Origin of the sequence: Nevskia sp., from assembly GCF_051860985.1 — a bacterium.
Classification (GTDB): domain Bacteria; phylum Pseudomonadota; class Gammaproteobacteria; order Nevskiales; family Nevskiaceae; genus Nevskia.
The window spans coordinates 60,982-83,174 of record NZ_JBIMKV010000011.1 but is presented as its reverse complement, the minus strand read 5'-3'; the positions used below and the strand labels follow the sequence as shown (position 1 = coordinate 83,174).

Below are 22,193 nucleotides of genomic sequence, written 5' to 3'. Positions count from 1 at the left end.
GCTTATCCCTTCATTTCGCTGGCGGCATCGGTGTCGAGCGTCTCGAAGCGGCGATACAGCTGCAGCACGAGGGCGAGGCCGACGCTGGCTTCGGCGGCGGCCAGCGTCAGGATCAGGATGAACATCACCTGGCCATCGGCTGCGCCCCAGCGGCTGCCGGAGGCCACGAAGGCGACGGCGGCGGCGTTCATCATCACTTCGATCGACATCAGCACGAACAGGATGTTGCGGCGGACAAGCAGACCCAGCAGCCCGAGAGAAAACAGGATGCCGGCAAGAATCAGCGCGTGTTCCAGCGGAACCGTCGCTGCGGCGGTGGTCGCGATTTCGTTATTGGTCATGGTTCTGGTTGTGATCGCTGACGGGCGCGTGGCAGGTCAGTCGTGTTTGCCCATGTGATAGGCGGCCACCAGCGCCGCCAGCAGCAGCATCGACGCCAGCTCGACCACCAGCAGGTAGGGCCCGAACAGCGCGATGCCGACCGCCTTGCCGTCGATCACGCCGGCCCCGATGGCGCCGCCGGCCGTCGGCGACAGCACCCGGATCATTTCCACCATCAGCACGCCGCACAGCAGGCCCGGACCGATCCAGGTCTTCGGCGTCAGCCAGCGGCGCTCCTGCTCGATCGCCGCCTGGCCGAGGTTCAGCATCATCACCACGAACACGAACAGCACCATGATTGCGCCGGCATAGACGATCACTTCGAGGGCACCGGCAAACGGCGCGCCGATCGAGAAGAACACCATCGCCACGGCCAGCAGCGAGGCGATCAGGTACAGCAGCGCATGAACCGGGTTGGTGTTGGTGATCGCCAGCACGGTGGCCAGCACCGCGACGAAGCCGGAAAGATAGAACGCGATTTCCACGATGGTCGTCCGGTCCGGTTCAGGGCAGCAGGGATTTGACGTCGACCGGCGGCGTCTCGTTGGCGGCAGCGCCCTTCGGCTTGCCCGAGATCGCCATGCCCGACATGCGGTAGAAGTTGTAGTCGTGATATTTGCCGGGACCAGCGATCTGCAGGTGTTCCTTCTCGTAGACCAGATCCTGGCGGCGGTACTCGCCCAGTTCGTAGTCCGGCGTCAGCTGGATCGCGGTGGTCGGGCAGGCTTCCTCGCAGTAGCCGCAGAAGATGCAGCGCGAGAAGTTGATGCGGAAGAACTCCGGGTACCAGCGGCCGTCCTCGCGCTCCGCCTTCTGCAGGCTGATGCAGCCAACCGGGCAGGCGGCCGCGCACAGGTTGCAGGCCACGCAACGCTCTTCGCCGTCCGGATCGCGGGTCAGCACGATGCGGCCGCGGTAACGCGGCGGCACGTAGATCGGCACTTCGGGGTACATCAGGGTGTCGCGCTTGCGCCAGCTGTGGGTGAACACCATCACCATGCTGCGCAGGTTGCTCCAGATACCGCTCAGGATTGCTTTCATGTCGGATTACGGATTCGACAGCACGAATGCCGCGGTGACCAGCATGTTGATCACGGCCAGCGGCAGGCAGAACTTCCAGCCGCCCGCCATCACCTGGTCATAGCGCGGACGGGGCAGCGCGGCGCGCAGCAGGATGAACAGGATCACGAAGAACGCGGTCTTCAGCACGAACCAGACGATCGGGGGCAGCACCGGCCCCTGCCAGCCGCCGAAGAACAGCGTCACCAGCAGCGAGGAGATCAGGATCACGCCGATGTACTCGGCGACCATGAACATGCCGAACTTCATGCCGGAATATTCGGTGTGGTAGCCGGCCGCCAGTTCCTGCTCGGCTTCCGGCAGGTCGAACGGGTGGCGGTGCACCACGGCAATGCCGGCCAGCGCGAAGGTGCAGAAGCCGAAGAACTGCGGAACGATGAACCACAGATCCTTCTGCGCGGCCACGATGTCGGACAGCGCGAAAGAGCCGGTCTGCATGACCACGCCCATCAGCGCCAGACCCATGAACACTTCGTAGCTGACCATCTGCGCGGCCGACCGCAGGCCGCCGAGCAGCGAATACTTGGAGTTCGACGACCAGCCGCCGAGCATCACCGCGTAGACCTCAAGTCCGGCGATGGCGAAGAAGAACAGCACGCCGATCGACAGGTCCGGTGCCACGCCCCAGGTCGGCGTGACCGGAATCAGCATGAACGCCAGCATCAGCGTGCCCATCGCGATCATCGGCGCGAGGATGAAGGTGGGCTTGTCGACGAACGGCGGAATCCAGTCTTCCTTGAAGAAGATCTTGACCATGTCGGCCACCACCTGCAGCGAGCCGAACGGACCAACCCGGTTCGGCCCGTAGCGGTCCTGCCAGAGGCCGAGCAGGCGGCGCTCGATCCAGATCAGCAGCGCCGCGACGATCACCATGCCGAACAGGATCACCAGGCCTTTGCCGACCTCGACCAGGATCGCGATGAACGCCGGCGACTTCAGGAACTCGATGAGACCGTTCATGCGCCGGTTGCTCCGGTAATCCGGGCCACGTCACCGACGGTAGCGAACGGCACGCCCGGCAGCACCGGCAGCACCAGCAGGCCGCGAGCCAGTTCGGCGCGCTGCTGCAGCGGCAGGCGCAGCGTTTGGCCATCCAGCTGCACGTCGACCAGCGCGCCGTCCTTCAGTCCCAGCGCTGCGGCGTCGGCCGCATTCAGCGCAACATGGGCCGCCGGAATGCGGCTCTGCACCGGCGCCGCCTTTGCCGACAGCTCGTCGCTGCCGAAGATGTGCTGCGAGGCGACCACCTGCAGTTCCGCCGTGCTGGCCTTGAACGCAGCCGGCACGTGGTTGGCGTAGGCCGGCGCCTTCGGCGCATTGGCCGCCGGCTCGATGATCCGCACGCCGGCATCGCCGCCAAGCGAATGACCACCGACCGTGTCGGTGTACTTGTTCCAAGACTGCGGCGAGTTCCAGCCCGGCGCCCAGGCGAACGGCGTCAGCGCGGCGGGGCGATCACCGGCCTGCACGCCGTTGTGGCCTTCCATCGAGAAGGCCAGCGCGGTGTCAGCGTCCTGCGGCTGACGCGGCTCGTGCACCGACAGGTTGGCGCGCATCGCCGTGCGGCCGGAATAGCGATGCGGTTCGCGGGCGATCTTGAGCCCGGTGATGCGGAACTGGGCGTTCGGCGCCGCCTCGGTGATCCGTGCCAGCGCCGGCAGCACGGCGGCGATTTCGGCCGTCGCATGATCCAGCTGGGTCCAGACAGTCGCCTGGCCGAGCTGCTGGGCACGGATGCCATGCAGCCAGTTCCAGCTTTCGCGGATCACCGTGTCCGGCTTGTAGTAGGCCGGCTCGTAGACCTGGAAATAGCGCTGCGCGCGCCCTTCGTTGGACACCAGGGTGCCATCAGCTTCGGCGAAGCTGCCGGCCGACAGCAGCAGCTCGGCGCGAGCGGCGGTGTCGGTCAGCTGATGGTCGATGACCACCAGCCGCGCCTTGGCCAGCACGGCGTCGACACGCGCCTTCGGCGCGCGGCGGTAGAGGTCGTTCTCCAGCACCACCAGCGTGTCGGCGCGGCCGGATTCGATCGCCTTGAAGGCTTCGTCCAGGCCCGGCGCACCGATCAGCGCGGTGCCGAGGCTGTTCGCTTCCGGCACGGCCAGCACCAGTTCGACGACTTTGCCACGGCCGTGCAGCGCCCAGGCGACGTTCGCGGCGGCATTGATCACCGATTCCGAACCGGCGCCGGTACCGGAGACGATCACCGCCTTGGTCGAGGCCAGCAGCGTGTCGGCGATCTGCCGTGCGCGTTCGGCGCTCGCGGCGTCGAGGTCGGCAACCGCAGGGGAGGCCGGGTCGATCAGATGGGCGACGGCGTAGCCGAGGCGGGCGATGTCGGCCGGCGCGGCGCGCACGGCGTCCTTGGCAATCTCGTCGATCCGCGTTGCATCCGGCGTGGCGATGAAGATCGGATGCTTGTGATGCATGCCGATGTCGGCGATCGCGATCGCCTGCCAGTCCGGGATGTGCTTTTCGGCCGCCATCTGGGTGGCCTTGCCGCGTGCCACCTGACGCAAGGCCAACGCGACGCGCGGCGCGGTGTTGATGACGTCCTCGCCAAGCACCAGCGCGGCGTCCGCCGATTCGATGCCGCGCAGCGTGGCTGCCGGCACCGGCCCGGTGCGCAGCACGTCGGCCACGCGCTTGACCAGCCGGCCTTCGGCGTCGGCATGGCCGTCAAAGAAGTTCGTGCTGCCGACCAGCTGGCGCAGCGCGAAATTCGATTCCAGGCTGGCGCGCGGCGAGCCGATGCCGACCAGGCCCTTGGCGGTCTTCACCAGGTTCACCGCGTTCAGCAGCGCTTCGTCGGCACTGACCGCGACCCGTGCATCGCCGCGCTTCACCAGCGGCTGGCGCGGACGGTCCTTGTTGTTGACGAAGCCGTAGCCGAAGCGGCCGCGGTCGCAGAGGAAATAGTGGTTGACCGAACCGTTGTAGCGGTTCTCGATGCGGCGCAGCTCGCCGTAGCGTTCGCCGGGCGAGATGTTGCAGCCCACCGAGCAGCCCTGGCAGACGCTGGGCGCGAACTGCATGTCCCACTTGCGGTTGTAGCGCTCACTGTGGGTCTTGTCGGTGAACACGCCGGTCGGGCAGACCTCGGTGAGATTGCCCGAGAACTCGGATTCCAGCACGCCGTCCTCGGCACGACCGAAGTAGACGCGGCTGGCCGAGCCGTAGACGCCGAGATCCTTGCCGCCCGCGTAATCCTTGTAGTACCGGACGCAGCGGTAGCAGGCGATGCAGCGGTTCATCTCGTGACCGATGAACGGCCCGAGTTCCTGGTTGTTGTGGGTGCGCTTGGTGAAGCGGTAGCTGCGCGAGGCATGGCCGGTCATCACGGTCATGTCCTGAAGATGGCAGTGGCCGCCTTCCTCGCAGACCGGGCAGTCGTGCGGGTGGTTCGACATCAGCCACTCGATGACGCTTTCACGGAAGGCCTTGGCTTCCGCATCGTCGATCGAGATCCAGGTGCCGTCGCTGGCTGGCGCCATGCACGACATGACGATGCGGCCGACGGTGTCGTTCTGGTCGCGGTACTGCTTGACGGCGCACTGCCGGCAGGAGCCGACGCTGCCGAGTGCCGGGTGCCAGCAGAAATAGGGGATGTCGAGTCCGAGGCTCAGGCAGGCCTTGAGCAGGTTGTCTGCTCCGTTGACCGTGTGTTCCTTGCCGTCTACGTGAATGATGGCCACGTGGGTGTCGTATCCGTTGTGATCAGGCCGCTGCGTGCGTTGCAGCGGTCTGGTCGATCTTCTTGATCGTTGCTTCGAATTCGCCGCGGAAGAACTTCAGCGCCGATTGCAGCGGCTCCATTGCGCCCGGCGCATGCGCGCAGAACGGGCGGCCGGGCGCCAGGAAGCGGGTCATCTTTTCGAGCTGCTCGATGTCGCCCGGGCGGCCTTCGCCCTTTTCCATCGCCACCAGCGTCTTGTAGGTCCACGGCAGGCCATCGCGGCACGGCGTGCACCAGCCGCAGGATTCGCGGGCGAAGAAATCTTCGAGGTTGCGCACCACGCTGACCATGTTCTGGCGATCGTCGACCACCGTCAGCAGGCCGGTACCCATGCGCGAGCCGGCCTTGGCGATGGTGTCGAAATCCATCGCCAGGTCGAGATGCTCGGGCATCAGGAAGTCGGTCGAGGCACCGCCCGGCAGCCAGGCCTTCAGCTTCAGGCCGTCCTTCATGCCGCCGGCATGTTCTTCGAGAATCTCGCGGGCCGTGGTGCCGATCGGCAGTTCCCAGATGCCGGTGCGCTTCGCGCGGCCGGAGCAGCCGTAGAGCTTGGTGCCGCCGTCCTTCGACTTGCCCTGGTTCAGGCCCAGGAACCAGTCCGAACCGTTGTTGACGATGTGTGGGACGTTGCACAGCGATTCGACGTTGTTGACCACCGTCGGCCGGCCCCAGAGACCGGCGATCGCCGGGAACGGCGGCTTGGCGCGCGGGTTGGCGCGGCGGCCTTCCAGCGAGTTGATCAGCGCGGTTTCCTCGCCGCAGATGTAGCGGCCGGCGCCGGTATGGACATGCAGGTCCATGCTCCAGCCGGAGCCGAGGATGTCGCGGCCCAGATAGCCGGCGGCGTTCGCTTCGGCGATCGCGGCATTGAGGTTCTTCGCCGCCTCGATGTACTCGCCGCGCAGGAAGATGTAGGCGCGGGTGGCCTGGATCGCGTAGCCGGAAACGATCATCGCCTCGACCAGCTGGTGCGGGTCGGACTCCATCAGCAGCCGGTCCTTGAAGGTGCCCGGCTCCATCTCGTCGGCATTGCAGACCAGGTAGCGGTTGCCCGGTGCCTTCTCCAGGCTCGGCACCAGACCCCACTTGACGCCGGTCGGGAAGCCAGCGCCGCCGCGGCCGCGCAGATTGGCGTCCTTGACTGCCTTGGTGACGTCGGCTGGCGTCAGTTCCTTCAGGGCCTTGCGGACGGCGCGGTAACCGCCGGCGGCCTGGTAGTCCTTCAGGTTCAGCGGCCCGCGTCCGGCCACGATATTGGCGGTCAGCGGCCGGGTTTCGGCCAGATTGCTCGGGGTGGGGCTCACTTGTACTGCTCCAGAAGCGCGGGAATCGTTTCCGGCGACAGGTTGCCGTGGGTGTCGTCGTTGATCATCGCGACCGGGCCCTTGTCGCAGGCGCCGAGGCAGCAGATCGGCAGCAGCGTGTAGCGGTTGTCCGGCGTGGTCTGGCCGAGGTTGATCCGCAGGTGCGCACTGATCGCGTTGCGGACCTCGTCGTAGCCGGTCAGGTAGCAGGAAATGCTGTCGCAGATCTTGATGACGTTGCGGCCGACCGGCCGCCGGAAGATCAGGTTGTAGAAGGTGGCCACACCTTCGACGTCCGCCGCCGGGATGCCGATGACCTTGCCGATCTCGGCGATCGCGCCGTCCGGCACCCAGCCGTGCTTCTTCTGGACGATCTTCAGCGCGTCGATCGAGGCCGCGCGGTTGTCGTCATAGTGATGCAGGCATTCCTCGATTTCGTGACGTTCCTCATCGGACATCCGGTAGCCGTCGGTCGGCGGCAGCGAGGCGCTGGCGACCAGGTCGGCCAGCTTGATGACATCGGCGCTCGGGTTCGAGCTGGAGTTAGCGGTCGACATCGGCCATCACGAAGTCAATGGTGGCGAGCAGCATGATCAGGTCAGGAATCTGTGCGCCTTTGATGATGTAGGGAATCGCCTGCAGGTGCGCGAAGCTCGGCGTGCGAATGCGCGTGCGGTAGCTCATCGTCGAGCCATCGGACGTCAGGTAGTAGCTGTTGATGCCCTTCGTCGCCTCGATCAGCTGGCAGGACTCGTTCGGCGGCATCACCGGACCCCAGCTGACGCCGAGGAAGTGGGTGATCAGCGTTTCGATGTCCTTGAGCGTGCGGTCCTTCGGCGGCGGACAGGTCAGCGGATGATCGGCCTTGTACGGGCCAGCCGGCATGTGGTTCAGACACTGACGGATGATCTTGCAGCTTTCGCGCATCTCGTTGATGCGGACGATCGCGCGATCGAAGGCATCGCCATGGTGCCCGAGCGGCACTTCGAACTCGAAGTTCTCGTAGCCGGAATACGGCCGCTTCTTGCGCAGGTCGTAGTCGACACCGGTGGCACGCAGGCCGGGGCCGGTGATGCCCCATTCCACGGCTTCGGCGCCGTTGTACTGGGCGACGTTGCGGGTGCGCTTGCGCAGGATCGAGTTGTCGAGCGCGGCGCGCTGGTATTCGTCGAGCCGCTTCGGGAACCAGTCGAGGAATTCCTTGACCTTGCGGTCCCAGCCCTGCGGCAGGTCGTGGGCGACGCCGCCGATCCGGTACCAGGCCGGATGCATGCGGAAGCCGGTGACGGCTTCGATGACGTCGTAGGCCTTCTGCCGGTCGGTGAACATGAAGAAGATTGGCGTCATCGCGCCAACGTCCTGGATGAACGTGCCGAGGAACAGCAGGTGCGAGGTGATGCGGAAGAACTCGCCCATCATGATGCGGATGGTGTCGACCCGCGCCGGCACCTTGATGCCGGCCAGCCGCTCGACCGCCAGCACGTACGGCAGGTTGTTCATCACGCCGCCGAGGTAATCGATGCGGTCGGTGTACGGGATGAACGTGTGCCAGGACTGGCGTTCCGCCATCTTCTCGGCACCGCGATGGTGGTAGCCGATGTCGGGCACGCAGTCGACGATCTCCTCGCCATCGAGCTGCAGCACGATGCGGAACGCGCCGTGGGCCGAAGGATGGTTAGGACCCAGGTTCAGGAACATGTAGTCGTGGTCCTTCTCGGACCGCTTCATGCCCCATTCCTCGGGGTTGAACATCAGCGCGTTCTGCTCCTCGTCCTGGCGGCCGGCGGTCAGCAGATAGGGATCGAACTCGGTTGCGCGCGCCGGATACTCCTTGCGCAGCGGATGACCCTTCCAATAGCGCGGCAGCAGGATGCGCTGCAGGTTCGGATGGCCTTCGAACTTGATGCCGAACAGGTCCCAGGTCTCGCGCTCGTACCAGTTGGCGTTCGCGTAGATCGGCACGATCGACTTGACGGCCGGGAACTCGCCGAGCAGCGCCACCTTGATGCGGACGTCGGAATTCCGGTCGATCGACAGCAGGTGGTAGAACAGCGTGAAGTCGGACGGCGGCAGGCCTTCGCGATGACGGCGCATGCGCTCGTCGACCGCATGGAAGTCCAGCAGCATCTTGTACGGCTTCGGCACGTGGTGCTTGAGGAACACCAGCACCGGGTCGCGCAGTTCCAGCGGCACCCAGACAGTGGGGGCGTCGTCCTTGCCCTGCTGGTAGACGAGGTTCTGCTCGCCGAAGCGATCGAACAGCTCACGGACCACCGGCGGCAGCACCACCGGCGGCAGAATGTTGGGATTGCGAGGGGCGTCGTCGGCCATCGGTTAAAGGTGCCTCAGACGGAATCGGGGCTGCGCAGGATCGTTTGCGCGTTGCGTTCCGCCTGCTTGCGATCCCGTTCGGCGGGCATCGGTTTGCGATAGACGCCCTGATCACCCACCACCCACGACAGCGGACGCTGTTCCTGGGTGATCGAATCCTGCAGCAGCATCAGCGCCTGCAGGAAAGCTTCGGGGCGCGGCGGGCAGCCGGGAATGTAGACGTCGACCGGCAGGAACTTGTCGACGCCCTGGACCACGGAGTAAATGTCGTACATGCCGCCGGAGTTGGCGCAGGAACCCATCGAGATCACCCAGCGCGGTTCCAGCATCTGCTCGTACAGGCGCTGCACGACCGGCGCCATCTTCTGGAAGCAGGTGCCGGCGATGACGATCAGATCAGCCTGGCGCGGCGACGCGCGGATCACTTCCGAGCCGAACCGGGCCAGGTCATGCACCGCCGTGAACGCGGTGGCCATTTCGACATAGCAGCAGGAAATGCCGAAGTTGTACGGCCAGATCGAGTTCTTGCGGCTCCAGTTGACCAGGTCCGACAGCTTGGTCAGGACGATGTTCTTGCGAACCTCGTCTTCGATGTAGCCCTCGCCAGCGTTGACACCGGGCGGGGTCGGGGAGTGCGTCTTGCCGTTCTTGTCGATGCGCTTGAGAGCGTATTCCATGGTCGCGAAGGTTCAGTTCTTGATAGGCGCGGGCGGCACGACGATGTCGGCCGGCGGATCGAGCTGCGGCAGGCTGCGTTTCCCGGCACGCGACTTCGGCGCCCAGTCCAGGCCACCCAGCCGCCAGACATAGACGAGGCCGATCAGCAGGACCCCAATGAAAATGCAGGCTTCGATGAAACCGGCCCAGCCGCTTTCGCGAACCGATACCGCCCAGGCATACAGGAACACCGCTTCGAGATCGAAAATCACGAAGAACATGGCGACCAGGTAGAACTTGGCCGAAAAACGCAAATGTCCGCCGCCGACACCGACGACGCCCGATTCGAAAGCTTCATTTTTCGCGCGGCCGTTGTTCCGGCTGCCGAGCAGCGATGACAGGCCCACCATCAGCGCCACGACGAAGATGACCGCCGCGACATAAATGCCGAAGGCCCAGGTCTGGGGTGTAAACGCGGTCAGGAATTCCACGTCTGATCGTTCTCTCAAGATCGCTGGCACTTAGCCCGAATCCCGACGTCGATGAAGCCTCAAAACGTCGCGGCAAGGGGTCTTTTTTCAGATGATCGGTATGATACGCAGAACAACTTCCCGATGACACCCTGTCTCGGGCTCCACGCGACGACCCTTCCTTGTCCAATCTGATCATCCGCCTGAAAGCCCAGGAGGATCGGCGTCTGCGCGCCGGCCACCTGTGGATCTATTCCAACGAAATCGACACCGCGCGCACGCCGATCAAGGGTGTCGCGGCGGGCAGCCTGTGCCGCTTCGAGGATGGCCGCGGCAAGCCGATCGGCGCCGGCTACATCAATCCGCAGGCGCTGCTCTGCGGCCGCCTGCTGACCGGGCAGTACGATGCCGTGTTCGACGCCGACTGGCTGTCCCGGCGCCTGGCGGCCGCCGCTGCGCTGCGCGCGCGGCTGTATTCGACCCCGCATTACCGACTGGTGTTCGGTGAAGCCGACGGCCTGCCGGGGCTGGTCGTCGATCGCTACGGCGATGTGCTGGTGGTGCAGATCGGGACCGCCGGCATGGAGCATCTGAAAGGCCGGCTGATCGAGGCCCTGCAGGCGACGTTCCAGCCGCGCGGCATCGTGCTGCGCAACGATAGCGCCGCCCGCGAGGCCGAGAACCTGCCGCTGTACGTCGAGGAAGTCGGTGATGTCCCGGAAACGGTGGTCATCGAGGAATCCGGCGTGAAGTTCGAGATCGCCATGCGTGGCGGCCAGAAGACCGGCTGGTTCTTCGACCAGCGCGACAACCGCGACCGGCTGGCCCGCTACATTAAGCCGGATTCGGCGGTGCTGGACGTCTTCTCCTACGCCGGCGGCTGGGCGCTGCGCAGCCTCGGCCACGGCGCAGCGAGCGCGGCCTGCGTCGATTCCTCGGCCCCGGCGCTGGCCGCCGCCGAGCGCAATGCCGCGCTCAACGGCCGCACGCTGGAAACGCTGAAGGGCGATGCGCTCGACGTGATGAAGCAACTGGCGGTCGACGGCCGCCGGTTCGACGTCGTCGTCGTCGATCCGCCGGCGCTGATCAAGCGCAAGCGGGATCACGAGGAAGGCCTGGGCCTGTACGGCCGGCTGAACCGTGCGGCGCTGAACCTGCTGACGCCGGGCGGCGTGCTGGTGTCCTGCTCCTGCTCGCACCATCTGGCCGCCGATGAGCTGCAGCGCGTGCTGCTGCGCGAATCACGGGCGGCTGCGAAGCGCCTGCAGATCCTCGAAACGCTGGAACAGGGGCCGGACCATCCGGTCCATCCGGCGATTCCGGAAACCCGTTACCTGAAGGGCTATATCGTCACCACGATCCACGAGCAGGTCGGCTAGCATCGCGGGCTGCCGGGTCACCACCCACTCTCCCAGAACCGCATGCTGACCCATCCCGACATCAACCCGGTCGCGCTCGCGCTCGGGCCGGTCAAGATCCACTGGTACGGGATCATGTACCTGCTCGGCTTCGCTGGTTTCTACTGGCTCAGCGTGCGTCGCGGGCGCTATCCGTGGCTGTCGTTCTGGACGCCGGAGCGGATCTCCGACGTGCTGTTCTACGGCGTCATCGGCGTGATCCTCGGCGGCCGGATCGGCTACACGTTCTTCTACAACGTCGATTCCGCCGGCCACCTGATCTTCCTGAAGGACCCGGCGGTGATCTTCCGGATCTGGGAAGGCGGCATGTCCTTCCACGGTGGCCTGATCGGCGTGCTGGTGGCGATGCAGGTCTATGCAATCCAGCATCGCCTGAGCTTCTGGACGGTCACCGACTTCATCGCCGTCGCCGTGCCGTTCGGTCTGCTGACCGGGCGCATCGGCAACTTCATCAACGGCGAGCTGTTCGGCGCGCCGACCGACCTGCCCTGGGGCATGGTGTTCCCGGCGCTGAAGGACGGCATTCCGCGCCACCCGAGCATGCTCTACGAAGCCGGGCTCGAAGGCCTGGCGATGCTGCTGATCCTGTGGTGGTTCGGCTCGAAGCCGCGGCCCCGGATGGCGATCAGCGGCCTGTTCCTGATCCTCTACGGCACGTTCCGTTTTGCGGTCGAGTTCGTCCGGGTGCCGGACAGCCAGCTCGGTTACCTCTACGGCACCGGCTGGTTCACGATGGGCATGCAGCTGTGCCTGCCGATGCTGGCTCTGGGCGCTGCCTTCATGATCATCGGCTACCGCCGCAATCAGGATTAAGTCTGTGCGCCAATATCTTGATCTGATGAAGCTTGTTCTGGATACGGGCAGCGACAAGAGCGACCGTACCGGCACCGGCACGCGGTCGATCTTCGGCCACCAGATGCGCTTCGATCTGGCCGATGGCTTCCCGCTGGTCACCACCAAGAAGCTGCATCTGCGCTCGATCATCGTCGAGCTGCTGTGGTTCCTACGGGGCGATACCAATATCGCCTGGCTCAAGGAAAACGGCGTGTCGATCTGGGACGAATGGGCGCGCGCCGATGGCGAGCTGGGCCCGGTCTACGGGCGTCAGTGGCGGTCGTGGCCGACCGCCGACGGCCGCCACATCGACCAGATCCAGCAGCTGCTGGAGCAGATCCGCAAGACGCCGGATTCCCGTCGCCTGCTGGTCTCCGCCTGGAACGTCAGTGAACTTGACCAGATGGCGCTGATGCCCTGCCACGCGCTGTTCCAGTTCTATGTCGCCAACGGCCGGCTGAGCTGCCAGCTGTACCAGCGCAGCGCCGACATCTTTCTCGGCGTGCCGTTCAACATCGCCAGCTATGCGCTGCTGACCCTGATGATCGCCCAGGTCTGCGGCCTGGCCCCCGGCGAGTTCATCTGGACCGGCGGCGACTGCCACCTGTACAGCAATCATTTCGAACAGGCCCGGTTGCAGCTCGGCCGCGAGCCGCGCGGGCTGCCGACGATGACGCTGAACCCGGCGGTGACGGACCTGTTCGCGTTCCGGCCCGAGGATTTCACGCTCGCCGGTTACGACCCGCATCCGCACATCAAGGCGCCGGTCGCCGTCTGATTCGTCCATAAGACCATGTCTTTCAGGGTCTTGGCTGCTGTTCTTCTGGCGATTTCGAGTTGTGGCGTGCTGGCGAAGAACCCGCCATATCCGCGCGGCAGCGTCGAGGAACTGTTCCCGACGCCGCCCCGGCCGGTCGAGCACGAGTACCGGATCGACGACCGCACCATCCATTACTGGCAGATCGGCGACGGCCCGGCGCGCATCCTGTTCGTGCACGGCACACCCGGCGACTGGAAGGCCTGGGCGCATTACCTGGCCGACCGGCAGCTGCAGCAGCGAGCCACGCTGATCGCCGTCGATCGCCCGGGTTTCGGCGCCTCCGATCCGGGTCGGGTGGCGCCCCGGATGGCCGAGCAGGCGCGCCTGCTGGCGCCGCTGCTGGACGGCCCCGGCAAGCCAACGGTCATCGTCGGGCACTCGCTCGGCGGGCCGATCGCCGCCGAACTGGCGATGCGTCATCCGGCGCTGGTGCGCGGGGCGGTACTGGTGGCGCCGTCGATCGATCCGAATACCGAGCAGCCGCGTTGGTACAACCGCGCGATGACGTTCGGGCTGGTTCGCGCCTTGATGCCGAAGGAATTTGCCTGGGCCAACGACGAGATCATGGTGCTACCGCAGGATCTGCAGGCGCAGACGGCTCGCTGGGCCGGGCTGACGATGCCGATCACGGTCGTGCAGGGCGCGCGCGATGAACTGGTCGACCCGAAGACCGCCGACTACGCGGCCTCGGTGCTGCCGAAGCCCGGCGGCAGGGTGATCGTGGTGCCCGACGAAGGACATTTCGTGGTCTGGAAGCGGCCCGATCTGATCACCCGCGAAATCCTTGACCTGCTCGATCGCACCGGAATCCCCGCACCGTGAACCTGACCCTGATTGCGGCGCTGGCCGCCAACCGCACGATCGGCCGCGACGGCGATCTGCCGTGGCGGCTGCCGGACGACCTGAAGCGCTTCAAGCGCCTGACCGTCGGCAAGACCGTGCTGATGGGCCGCAAGACCTGGGACTCGCTGGGGCGGCCGCTGCCGGATCGCGACAACTGGGTGCTCAGCCGCGACCCGGCGTTCAAGCCGGCAGGTGCCACCGTGTTCGCCACGCTCGATCAGGCGCTGAACGCCGCCCAGGGGCGGGCGCTGATGGTGATCGGTGGTGCCGAGCTGTATCGCCAGACCTTGCCGCTGGCCAGCCGGCTGGAACTGACCGAAGTGCAGGCCGAGGTCGACGGCGACACCTGGTTTCCTCCCTTCGACCTGGCCGACTGGATCGAAACCGCCGCCGAGCCGCATATCGCCGATGAGCGCCATCCGCTGCCCTTCCGGTTCGTGACCCTGGATCGCCGCGGCTGAAAGGATTGCCCATCACCGGCTGCGGTGGGCGTTCGCCACCGGTACACTCGTGCACTTTTTTTGCACCCACCGGAGCCTGAGATGGCCGACCTCAAAGCGCAGTTCGAACAAGCCCAGAAAGACGTCAAGACCCTGACCAAGAAGCCCAGCAACGACGACCTGCTGACGCTGTACTCGCTGTTCAAGCAGGGCAGCAGCGGCGATGTCACCGGCTCGCGGCCCGGCATGCTCGACATGGTCGGTCGCGCCAAGTACGACGCCTGGGCCGGCCTCAAGGGCACCTCGACCGACGAAGCGATGAAGAAGTACATCGCCAAGGTCAAGGCGCTGTTGGGCTGAGGCTGCTTCATTCGGCCCGGACATCCCTGTCCTGAGTGCAGTCTCCGCTTCCGGCGCCGGCCCGGCCATCCATGGCCGGGCGCGAAGCTGATCAGCTTGCCATTCAAGGCAAGCCGATCAGCTTCGCCCCGCGTAATCCCGGGCGAACTGCTGGGCCACGCGGCCCGATCGCGAGGCGCGGTTCAGCGCCCAGCGCTGCGCCAGCACCTTGATCTCGTCATTCCACGCGCTGACGCCGAGACGGCTCAGATGCAGACGCACCGCATCGATGTACTGGCTCTGGGTGAACGGCTGGAAACTCAGCCACAGGCCGAAGCGCTCCGACAGCGCGACCTTTTCCTCCGTCGATTCGCCCGGATTCAGCTCGTCGTTTTCCCAGCGGGCTTCCGCGTTGTCGCTCTTCAGCTGCGGCGTCAGGTGACGGCGATTGCTGGTCGCGTAGATCAGCACGTTCTCGGCCGGCTCCTCGATGCCGCCATCGAGCGCGGCCTTCAGCTGGGTCAGCGCCTTGTCGTTGGCCGAGATCGAGAAATCGTCGACATACAGCACGAAGCGTTCGGCGCGGCCGCGCAGCGGCGCGACCACCTCCGGAAGATCGACCAGATCCTGCGGCTGCACTTCCACCAGCCGCAGGCCGCGCGGCGCGAACTCGGTCAGCAGCGCCTTCACCAGCGACGACTTGCCCGTGCCGCGCGAGCCGGTCAGCAGGATGTGATTGGCCGGCCGGCCGGCGACGAACTGCTCGGTGTTGGCCACCGCCGCCGCCTTCTGGCGGTCGATGCCGAGCAGCTGGTTGAGCCGGGTGGTCGCCGGATGGGCGATCGGCTGTAGCGCGCCGTTCCGCCAGCGATAGGCGATCGCGTCGCCGGCACTCGGAGCCGCCGTCATCAGAACAGCTGGGTCTTGGAGACGTCGAGCACCTTCGGCGGCTCGCGCGAGACGATCCAGTCGCCGGTGATCATCTCGGCGTAGCTCATGCCGGGGCCGACCATCGGATAGACACCGGCGTCGCGGTCGATGATCACTTCCAGGAAGGCCGGGCCGGGGAAGGCGACGAACTCGCCGACCACGCGCTCGATGTCGGCCGGGTTCGACAGCTGCACCGCGTACTCGAAGCCGTCGGCCTGCGCCGACTTCACGAAGTCCTTCTTGTGCAGCGTCTTGTCGCTGGCCGAGAAGCGGCTTTCATGGAACAGCTTCTGCCACTGGCGGACCATGCCGTCGCCGGAGTTGTTCAGCACCACAACCTTGATCGGCAGGCCGTAGTTGGTGATGGTTTCCATCTCGCCAATGTTCATCCGCACCGAGGCGTCGCCATCGATGTCGACCACCATCTTGCCGGGGTTGGCGAACTGCGCGCCGATCGCCGCCGGCAGGCCGAAGCCCATCGTGCCCATCGAGCCCGAGGTCAGCCACAGGCGCGGATGCTTGAAGTCGAAATACTGCGCCGCCCACATCTGGTGCTGGCCGACACCGGTGGCGATGATCGCTTCGCCGCCGGTGATCTTGTTGATCGCCTCGATGATCGCGTACGGCTGGATGGTCTTCGAGGTGCGGTCGTAGTTCATCGCGTGGACGCGCTTCAGGTCGGCGATGTGGCCGTGCCATTCGGTGTAGTCCGGCTTGAAGCCTTCGGCGCGAGTCTTTTCCAGCACCTGGGTCAGCGCCACCTTGAGGTTGCCGACATGCGACCAGTTGACCCGCTTGACCTTGTTGATCTCGCTGGCGTCGACGTCGAAATGCAGGATCGCCTTGGCGTTGCGGGCGAACTTGGCCGGCACGCCGGCGACGCGGTCGTCGAAGCGGGCGCCGATGGCGATCAGCAGGTCGCAGTCATCAACCGCGTAGTTCGCATAGGCGGTGCCGTGCATGCCGAGCATGTGCAGCGACAGCGGGTCGGTCGTGTCGTAGCAGCCGAGGCCCATCAGCGTGGCGACGGTCGGGATGCGGTACTCGTTGGCAAACGCGCGCAGCTGCTCGGAGGCCTCGGCGTGGATCACGCCGCCGCCGGCATAGATCACCGGGCGCTTGGCCGCTTTCAGCAGATCGTGGAAGCGGGTCAGCGCCGCGTCGTCGATGCGTGCCTCGTCGGTCAGCCGAAGGCGGGCGCGGTAGCCCGGCACTGGCAGGCGGCCGCCGACATCGCGACGGCCGGAGAACACACCCTTCCAGTTCTGCACGTCTTTCGGCACGTCGATCACCACCGGGCCCGGACGGCCGGTACGGGCGATCTCGAACGCGGTACGCACGGTGGCTTCGAGCTTGGTCGGGTCGGTGACCAGGAACACGTGCTTGGCGCAGGCGGCCATGATGTTGCTGATCGGCGCTTCCTGGAACGCATCGGTGCCCATCGCGCTGGTCGGCACCTGACCGCAGATGACGATCATCGGCGTCGAGTCGGCCATCGAGTCGCGCACCGGCGTGACCGTGTTGGTCGCACCCGGTCCCGAAGTGACCAGCGCCACGCCGACCCGGCCCGAGGAGCGGGCATAGCCGGCAGCCATGAAGCCGGCGCCCTGCTCGTTGGCGGGCACGATCAGTGGCATCGGATCGCCGCCGGCGGCGGTCGGGTGCTTGGCGTTGAAGCGGAAGATCGCGTCGTAGGTCGGCAGGATCGCGCCACCGGAATAGCCGAACACGACATCGACACCCTCATCGGCCAGGACCTGGACGATGATGTCGGCACCACTCATCGTCTGGCCGGCGAGAGGGTGAAAGTCGTGCTGCTGCGGTGCGTTCATCTGTCGAAGCTCGGGTTCTGACGCGAAAAGGCTCCCATCAACGGGTCAGGGAGACGAAAAGGGGCGCTTTTATAGCATGTCCCCGCCGGATCAGGCCCGTTCCTGTCTTGCGTCCGACGCGCGCTGCGGCTACCGTGCGCGCCCTATGCGCCAAGATCAACGCCACATCGTTTCCATCCTGCTCCAGAACGAAGCAGGCGCACTCGCGCGCGTCGCCGGCATGTTTTCGGCCCGCGGCTACAACATCGAGTCGCTGACCGTCGCGCCGACCCACGACCCCAGCCTGTCGCGCATCACCTTGGTGACCTACGGCAGCGAGTCGGTCGTCGAGCAGATCATCAAGCAGTCGCGCAAGCTGATCGAGATCGTCGAGATCGTCGATCTCGCCGGCCGCGACCACCTGGAAGCCGAGCTGGTGATGCTGAAAGTGGCGGTCGACGGCGACAACCTGCAGCGCGTCGTCGACAGCGTGCTGCGCCACCACGGCCAGATCCTCGACGAGACCGACACCACCCGCACCGTGCAGCTGACCGGCTCCGGCGCCGAGGTGAACGCCTTCCTCGCCGAAATCGGCACCACCGCCCGTGTGCTCGAACTGGTGCGCAGCGGCACTGCCGCGCTGGAGCGCGGCGTCAGCGTGCTGGCCGCCCCGGTCTGAACACGCGGCGGCTGCGGCCGACGACAACAACGATCCGATCCACTGAAGACGCATCCGCGCTTCATCCGTCCCACGAGAGGGAACCGCTGTGAGCATTTCCGTTTACTACGACAAAGACGCCGACCTTTCGATCATCCAGTCGCGCAAGGTCACGATCCTCGGCTACGGCTCGCAGGGCCATGCCCATGCGCAGAACCTGAAGGACTCCGGCGTCGATGTCACCGTCGGCCTGCGCAAGGGTTCCAAGAGCTGGGTCAAGGCGGTCAATGCCGGCCTGAAGGTGCTGGAAGTGGCTGAAGCGGTGAAGACCGCCGACGTGGTCATGATCCTCGCCCCGGACCAGGACCAGCGCGCGATCTACGAGCAGTCGGTCGTCAACAACCTGAAGGAAGGCGGCGTGCTGGCCTTCGCCCACGGCTTCAACATCCACTTCGGCCTGATCGTGCCGCGCGCCGACCTTGACGTGATCATGGTCGCGCCGAAGGGCCCGGGCCACACCGTGCGCTCGACCTACACCCAGGGCGGCGGCGTGCCGAGCCTGATCGCGATCCACCAGGACGCCTCCGGCTCCGCCAAGCAGATCGCCCTGTCGTATGCCTCGGCGAACGGCGGCGGCCGCGCCGGCATCATCGAGACCAATTTCCGCGAAGAGACCGAAACCGATCTGTTCGGCGAACAGGCGGTGCTCTGCGGCGGCGCCTCCGCCCTGGTGCAGGCCGGCTTCGAAGTGCTGGTGGAAGCCGGTTACGCGCCGGAAATGGCCTACTTCGAGTGCTTGCACGAACTGAAGCTGATCGTCGACCTGATGTACGAAGGCGGCATCTCGACGATGCGCTACTCGATCTCGAACACCGCCGAGTACGGCGACTACGTGACCGGCCCTCGCATCGTCACCGAAGAAACCAAGAAGGAAATGAAGCGCGTGCTGGCCGACATCCAGACCGGCAAGTTCGCCCGTGACTTCGTGCTCGAGAACCAGGCCGGCCAGCCGATGCTGAAGGCCCGCCGCCGCCTTGGCGCCGAGCATCAGATCGAGGAAGTCGGCACCCGCCTGCGCTCGATGATGCCGTGGATCTCGAAGAACAAGCTGGTCGACAAGACCAAGAACTGAGTCTGCGGTTCAGCTGAACGGCTGCAACGATCAGGGCGCTTCGGCGCCCTGATCCGTTTCGGTCGGAGGAATCCGGCCGGCGGGTTATTCTTCGGTCGACACCCCGTCATGACCCGGCCCTTCGGAGCGTTGTGAGTCGCCCTTCGCTACTCGTCGAACTGCAGCGCCGCAACGTCCATCGGGCGGCAATGTTCTATGCCGCGGCGGCCTGGCTGCTGGTGCAGGTGGCCACCCAGGTGTTTCCGTTCTTCGGCATTCCTGACGAGACGGTGCGCATCGTCGTCATCGCCGTGGTCATCGGCTTTCCGTTCGCGCTGCTGTTCTCGTGGTTCTACGAATGGACGCCGCAGGGGATCAAGCTGGAAAGCGAGATCGACCGCAGCGTCTCGGTGACCCGGCAAACGGGCAAGACGATAGATCGCTAGATCATCGCGGTGCTGGCGCTGGCCGTGGTGCTGCTGCTGACCGACCGGCTGCTGACGCCGTCGCCCACCGCCGCCACCGCTGACAAGTCGATCGCCGTGCTGCCGTTCGAGAACCTGTCGGCGGATGCCGACAACGCCTACTTCGCCACCGGCATCCAGGACGAGATCCTGACCCGGCTGGCCACGGTCGGCGCGCTGCGGGTGACCTCGCGGACCTCGACCGCCGAGTACGGCGGCCATCCGGGCAATCTCAAGGACATCGCGGCGAAGCTGGGCGTGGCGCACATCCTCGAAGGCAGTGTCCAGAAGGTCGGCAACAAGGTGAGGATCAATGTGCAGCTGATCCGCGCCGCCGACGACAGCCATCTGTGGGGCGAGATCTACGATCGCAGCACCGACGACATCCTCGGCGTGCAGGGCGAGGTGGCCACCGCCATTGCCCGGACGCTGGACACCCGGCTCAGCGGCGAAGAGCAGCAGCTGCTGGCGCGCAAGCCGACCTTGAACCCGGCCGCCTACGACGCCTACCTGCGCGGCCTCGAAGGCCACAAGGCCGCGTTCTCGCCGGTGCTGCTGCGCGCCGCGTCGGAGAATTTCGCCGAAGCGGTGCGACTCGATCCCGGCTTCGCGCAGGCCTGGGCCTACAAGTCGATCGTCGACGGGCTGCTTTACTTCCAGGCGCTGGATCGCGCCGCCGAACGCCTGGAAGCCGCCCGCAGCGGTGCGGACAAGGCCATGCAGCTGGCGCCGGATGCCGCCGAAAGCTGGCTGGCCAAGGGCTATTTCCTGTACCGCACGCTTGACTTCGATGGCGCGCGGGCGGCCCTTGCCGAAGCCAGCCGGCGCTTGCCGAACAGCGCTGAAACACTCAGTGCGCGTGCGCTCGTCGAGCGCCGCGCCGGCAACTACCAGCAGGCGATCGAACTGACTCAGCAGGCGATCGTGCTCGACCCGGGCAACATCTCCTACCTGTCGATGCTCGCCGAAACACTGTCCACCATCGGCCGCACGGTGGCAGCGCAGCGCTGGCTTGACCGCGGGCTGGCGCTGGAGCCGGGAAACGTCTACCTGATCGCCCAGAAGGCCGGCAACCATCTCGTCGAGGGGGATATCGCAGCGGCGGGCCGCCTGCTGGATCCGCGTTCGGTCAATATCGACGATCCCTCATTGCTGGGCGTGCAGCTCTGGCTGGCGACGGTTTGCCGCGACTATGCGGCAGTCAGCAAGGGCTATCGCGCTGCGATGACGGCGCCGGGTTTCGCACTCGACGGCTGGACGTTCATCTACTACCCGCTGCTGGGCTGGTCGCTGCGCTGGCAGGGTGACCTGCCGGCGGCGACCGCCACGTTCAGGGAAGGGCTGTCTCAGCTGAACGCCCTGCGCGCCCACTGGGGCGACAACGGCTACATCGCCACGAGCCTGGCGATGATCGAAGCCGGCCTCGGCGACGTCGATGCCGCGCGCCGCGACGCCCGGCTCGGCGTGGAACTGGCCGGCAACGACGCGTTCTCGAGGATTTCGCTGCGCAGTACCGAGGCGGCCGTCCTGGCGCTGGCGGGACTGCGCGACGAGGCGCTCGATGCCTTGATCCGGCTGGCCGACGATCCCGCCGTCCTGAACATCGCCGACCTGCGCCTGTCGCCGGTCTGGGACGGCTACCGGGATGACCCGCGTTTCAAGCAGGCGCTGGCGACAACCGAAGCCGCGATCGCCCGGCAGAATCAGCCGCCCGAAGCGCGCTGACCGCGCTGGTTCGCGAGGGCAGGCGGCGCTACGCGGCGCTGCGCAGATCGTTGAGCTGCACCCGCACGTAGTCCATGTGCCGGCCGGCGGCACGGCCGGCGGCGGCGGCATCGCGGGACAGGATGGCGTCGATCAGGGCCTGATGCTGCGCACGCAGCTGTCGCGACGGTTCGGTGTCCGGCTGCAGGCCGGCAATGCTGAGCTGGACGTGGTCGTGCAGCAGGTTCAGTAGCGAACCCATCAGGTAGGAAAAAACCGGGTTGCGCGCGGCGTCGGCGATGGCGCGGTGGTAGGCCACGTCGGCCTCGATCTGGGCGCGCCGGTCACTGGCGCCGTAGGCGGCATCGACATCGCGCGCCACTTGCTGCAAGCGTCGGCGATCGGCGGCGGTATGCCGTGTCGCCGCCAGCTCGGCGCTGCGGCATTCCATCATCGTGCGGAACTCGATCAGGCTTTCCTGCAGCCGGGGATGCCGCTCGACCATGTCCGACCAGATCTCGGCGGTGCGGCGATCGGTGTCATCGAGGATGAAGGTGCCGGCGCCTTGCCGGCGGCTCAGCAGGCCGCGCGCCACCAGCTTGCCGATCGCTTCCCGCACGGTGCCGCGCGATACCCGGAAGCGCGCCGCCAGCACCCGTTCCGGCGGCAGCCGGCCTTCGAACTCGCGGGCGACGATGGCGCGCTCGATCGCCTCGGCCATCGCATCACCACGGGACAGTTCGTTGTCGTGCATCGGCCAGCGCTCTCGAAATTGGTCGGACCAATATCACAGTCGCCGGGTCGGCGACCAGACTGCCGGCCATCACCACGCGATTGCGCCGGCGGCTCGCCGGAAGCGTTC

Annotated in this window: 23 protein-coding genes; 10 read left to right on the top strand and 13 right to left on the bottom strand. The window is 66.1% G+C overall.

Annotated features, from left to right (window positions below):
• Window positions 1-2: 2 nt before the first annotated feature.
• The 10 genes from nuoK to ndhC form a co-directional block, all read right to left on the bottom strand.
• Window positions 3-341, bottom strand: a complete 339-nt coding sequence (nuoK, locus tag ACTIGJ_RS12395; protein ID WP_439640630.1) for an NADH-quinone oxidoreductase subunit NuoK — start codon at window positions 339-341, stop codon at window positions 3-5.
• 36 nt (window positions 342-377) lie between these two features.
• Window positions 378-866 carry an NADH-quinone oxidoreductase subunit J gene (gene nuoJ, locus ACTIGJ_RS12390; RefSeq protein ID WP_439640629.1) on the bottom strand — a complete coding sequence of 163 codons (489 nt, stop codon included), beginning with the start codon at window positions 864-866 and terminating at the stop codon, window positions 378-380.
• Between the two features lie 19 nt (window positions 867-885).
• Complete coding sequence (gene nuoI / locus ACTIGJ_RS12385) at window positions 886-1,422, bottom strand: NADH-quinone oxidoreductase subunit NuoI (RefSeq protein ID WP_439640628.1); 537 nt, start codon at window positions 1,420-1,422, stop codon at window positions 886-888.
• Window positions 1,423-1,428: 6 nt separating this feature from the next.
• Window positions 1,429-2,421: an NADH-quinone oxidoreductase subunit NuoH gene (gene nuoH / locus ACTIGJ_RS12380; RefSeq protein ID WP_439640627.1), complete on the bottom strand. Its 993-nt coding sequence runs from the start codon at window positions 2,419-2,421 to the stop codon at window positions 1,429-1,431.
• On the bottom strand, window positions 2,418-5,156 hold the full coding sequence (gene nuoG / locus ACTIGJ_RS12375) for an NADH-quinone oxidoreductase subunit NuoG (RefSeq protein ID WP_439640626.1): 2,739 nt from the start codon (window positions 5,154-5,156) through the stop codon (window positions 2,418-2,420). The genes nuoH and nuoG overlap by 4 nt, the downstream gene beginning before the upstream one ends.
• A gap of 22 nt (window positions 5,157-5,178) precedes the next feature.
• Window positions 5,179-6,501, bottom strand: a complete 1,323-nt coding sequence (gene nuoF / locus ACTIGJ_RS12370; protein ID WP_439640625.1) for an NADH-quinone oxidoreductase subunit NuoF — start codon at window positions 6,499-6,501, stop codon at window positions 5,179-5,181.
• Window positions 6,498-6,959 carry an NADH-quinone oxidoreductase subunit NuoE gene (gene nuoE, locus ACTIGJ_RS12365; protein ID WP_439640711.1) on the bottom strand — a complete coding sequence of 154 codons (462 nt, stop codon included), beginning with the start codon at window positions 6,957-6,959 and terminating at the stop codon, window positions 6,498-6,500. The genes nuoF and nuoE overlap by 4 nt, the downstream gene beginning before the upstream one ends.
• 85 nt (window positions 6,960-7,044) lie before the next feature.
• Complete coding sequence (nuoC, locus tag ACTIGJ_RS12360; protein WP_439640624.1) at window positions 7,045-8,832, bottom strand: NADH-quinone oxidoreductase subunit C/D; 1,788 nt, start codon at window positions 8,830-8,832, stop codon at window positions 7,045-7,047.
• 14 nt (window positions 8,833-8,846) lie between these two features.
• Complete coding sequence (locus ACTIGJ_RS12355; RefSeq protein ID WP_439640623.1) at window positions 8,847-9,509, bottom strand: NuoB/complex I 20 kDa subunit family protein; 663 nt, start codon at window positions 9,507-9,509, stop codon at window positions 8,847-8,849.
• 12 nt (window positions 9,510-9,521) lie between these two features.
• Window positions 9,522-9,971 (bottom strand): NADH-quinone oxidoreductase subunit A, encoded by a 450-nt coding sequence (gene ndhC, locus ACTIGJ_RS12350; protein ID WP_439640710.1) that lies wholly within the window; start codon window positions 9,969-9,971, stop codon window positions 9,522-9,524.
• A 170-nt stretch (window positions 9,972-10,141) separates the two neighbouring features.
• Between ndhC and ACTIGJ_RS12345 the strand changes: the two genes are divergently transcribed.
• The 6 genes from ACTIGJ_RS12345 to ACTIGJ_RS12320 all read left to right on the top strand — a co-directional run bounded on the left by ACTIGJ_RS12345 (window position 10,142) and on the right by ACTIGJ_RS12320 (window position 14,674).
• Window positions 10,142-11,338 (top strand): class I SAM-dependent rRNA methyltransferase, encoded by a 1,197-nt coding sequence (locus ACTIGJ_RS12345; protein WP_439640622.1) that lies wholly within the window; start codon window positions 10,142-10,144, stop codon window positions 11,336-11,338.
• Window positions 11,339-11,380: 42 nt separating this feature from the next.
• Window positions 11,381-12,190, top strand: coding sequence for a prolipoprotein diacylglyceryl transferase (gene lgt / locus ACTIGJ_RS12340; RefSeq protein ID WP_439640621.1), 810 nt, complete (start codon window positions 11,381-11,383; stop codon window positions 12,188-12,190).
• A 4-nt stretch (window positions 12,191-12,194) separates the two neighbouring features.
• The gene (locus ACTIGJ_RS12335) at window positions 12,195-12,989 is read left to right on the top strand and encodes a thymidylate synthase (protein ID WP_439640620.1); all 795 of its coding nucleotides are present in this window, start codon (window positions 12,195-12,197) and stop codon (window positions 12,987-12,989) included.
• A gap of 66 nt (window positions 12,990-13,055) precedes the next feature.
• Entirely contained in the window at window positions 13,056-13,853 is a 798-nt protein-coding gene (locus tag ACTIGJ_RS12330; RefSeq protein ID WP_439640619.1) for an alpha/beta fold hydrolase, read from the top strand.
• Complete coding sequence (locus ACTIGJ_RS12325; RefSeq protein ID WP_439640618.1) at window positions 13,850-14,335, top strand: dihydrofolate reductase; 486 nt, start codon at window positions 13,850-13,852, stop codon at window positions 14,333-14,335. The genes ACTIGJ_RS12330 and ACTIGJ_RS12325 overlap by 4 nt, the downstream gene beginning before the upstream one ends.
• Window positions 14,336-14,416: 81 nt before the next feature.
• Window positions 14,417-14,674, top strand: a complete 258-nt coding sequence (locus ACTIGJ_RS12320; RefSeq protein ID WP_439640617.1) for an acyl-CoA-binding protein — start codon at window positions 14,417-14,419, stop codon at window positions 14,672-14,674.
• Between the two features lie 117 nt (window positions 14,675-14,791).
• Here ACTIGJ_RS12320 and ACTIGJ_RS12315 read toward each other — a convergent pair whose 3' ends face one another.
• The gene (locus ACTIGJ_RS12315; protein ID WP_439640616.1) at window positions 14,792-15,562 is read right to left on the bottom strand and encodes an ATP-binding protein; all 771 of its coding nucleotides are present in this window, start codon (window positions 15,560-15,562) and stop codon (window positions 14,792-14,794) included.
• The gene (gene ilvB, locus ACTIGJ_RS12310; RefSeq protein WP_439640615.1) at window positions 15,562-17,415 is read right to left on the bottom strand and encodes a biosynthetic-type acetolactate synthase large subunit; all 1,854 of its coding nucleotides are present in this window, start codon (window positions 17,413-17,415) and stop codon (window positions 15,562-15,564) included. Before ilvB ends, ACTIGJ_RS12315 begins: the two co-directional genes overlap by 1 nt.
• Before the next feature lie 145 nt (window positions 17,416-17,560).
• On the opposite strand from ilvB, the gene ilvN reads away from it, so the two are divergent.
• The 4 genes from ilvN (at window position 17,561) to ACTIGJ_RS12290 (ending at window position 21,352) form a co-directional block, all read left to right on the top strand.
• Window positions 17,561-18,073, top strand: a complete 513-nt coding sequence (ilvN, locus tag ACTIGJ_RS12305; RefSeq protein WP_439640614.1) for an acetolactate synthase small subunit — start codon at window positions 17,561-17,563, stop codon at window positions 18,071-18,073.
• A gap of 94 nt (window positions 18,074-18,167) precedes the next feature.
• Complete coding sequence (gene ilvC, locus ACTIGJ_RS12300; protein WP_439640709.1) at window positions 18,168-19,184, top strand: ketol-acid reductoisomerase; 1,017 nt, start codon at window positions 18,168-18,170, stop codon at window positions 19,182-19,184.
• Window positions 19,185-19,315: 131 nt separating this feature from the next.
• Window positions 19,316-19,609: a hypothetical protein gene (locus ACTIGJ_RS12295; protein ID WP_439640613.1), complete on the top strand. Its 294-nt coding sequence runs from the start codon at window positions 19,316-19,318 to the stop codon at window positions 19,607-19,609.
• A 9-nt stretch (window positions 19,610-19,618) separates the two neighbouring features.
• On the top strand, window positions 19,619-21,352 hold the full coding sequence (locus tag ACTIGJ_RS12290) for a tetratricopeptide repeat protein (RefSeq protein WP_439640612.1): 1,734 nt from the start codon (window positions 19,619-19,621) through the stop codon (window positions 21,350-21,352).
• 28 nt (window positions 21,353-21,380) lie between these two features.
• Here ACTIGJ_RS12290 and ACTIGJ_RS12285 read toward each other — a convergent pair whose 3' ends face one another.
• Window positions 21,381-22,085, bottom strand: coding sequence for a FadR/GntR family transcriptional regulator (locus tag ACTIGJ_RS12285; protein ID WP_439640611.1), 705 nt, complete (start codon window positions 22,083-22,085; stop codon window positions 21,381-21,383).
• Window positions 22,086-22,193: the final 108 nt, after the last annotated feature.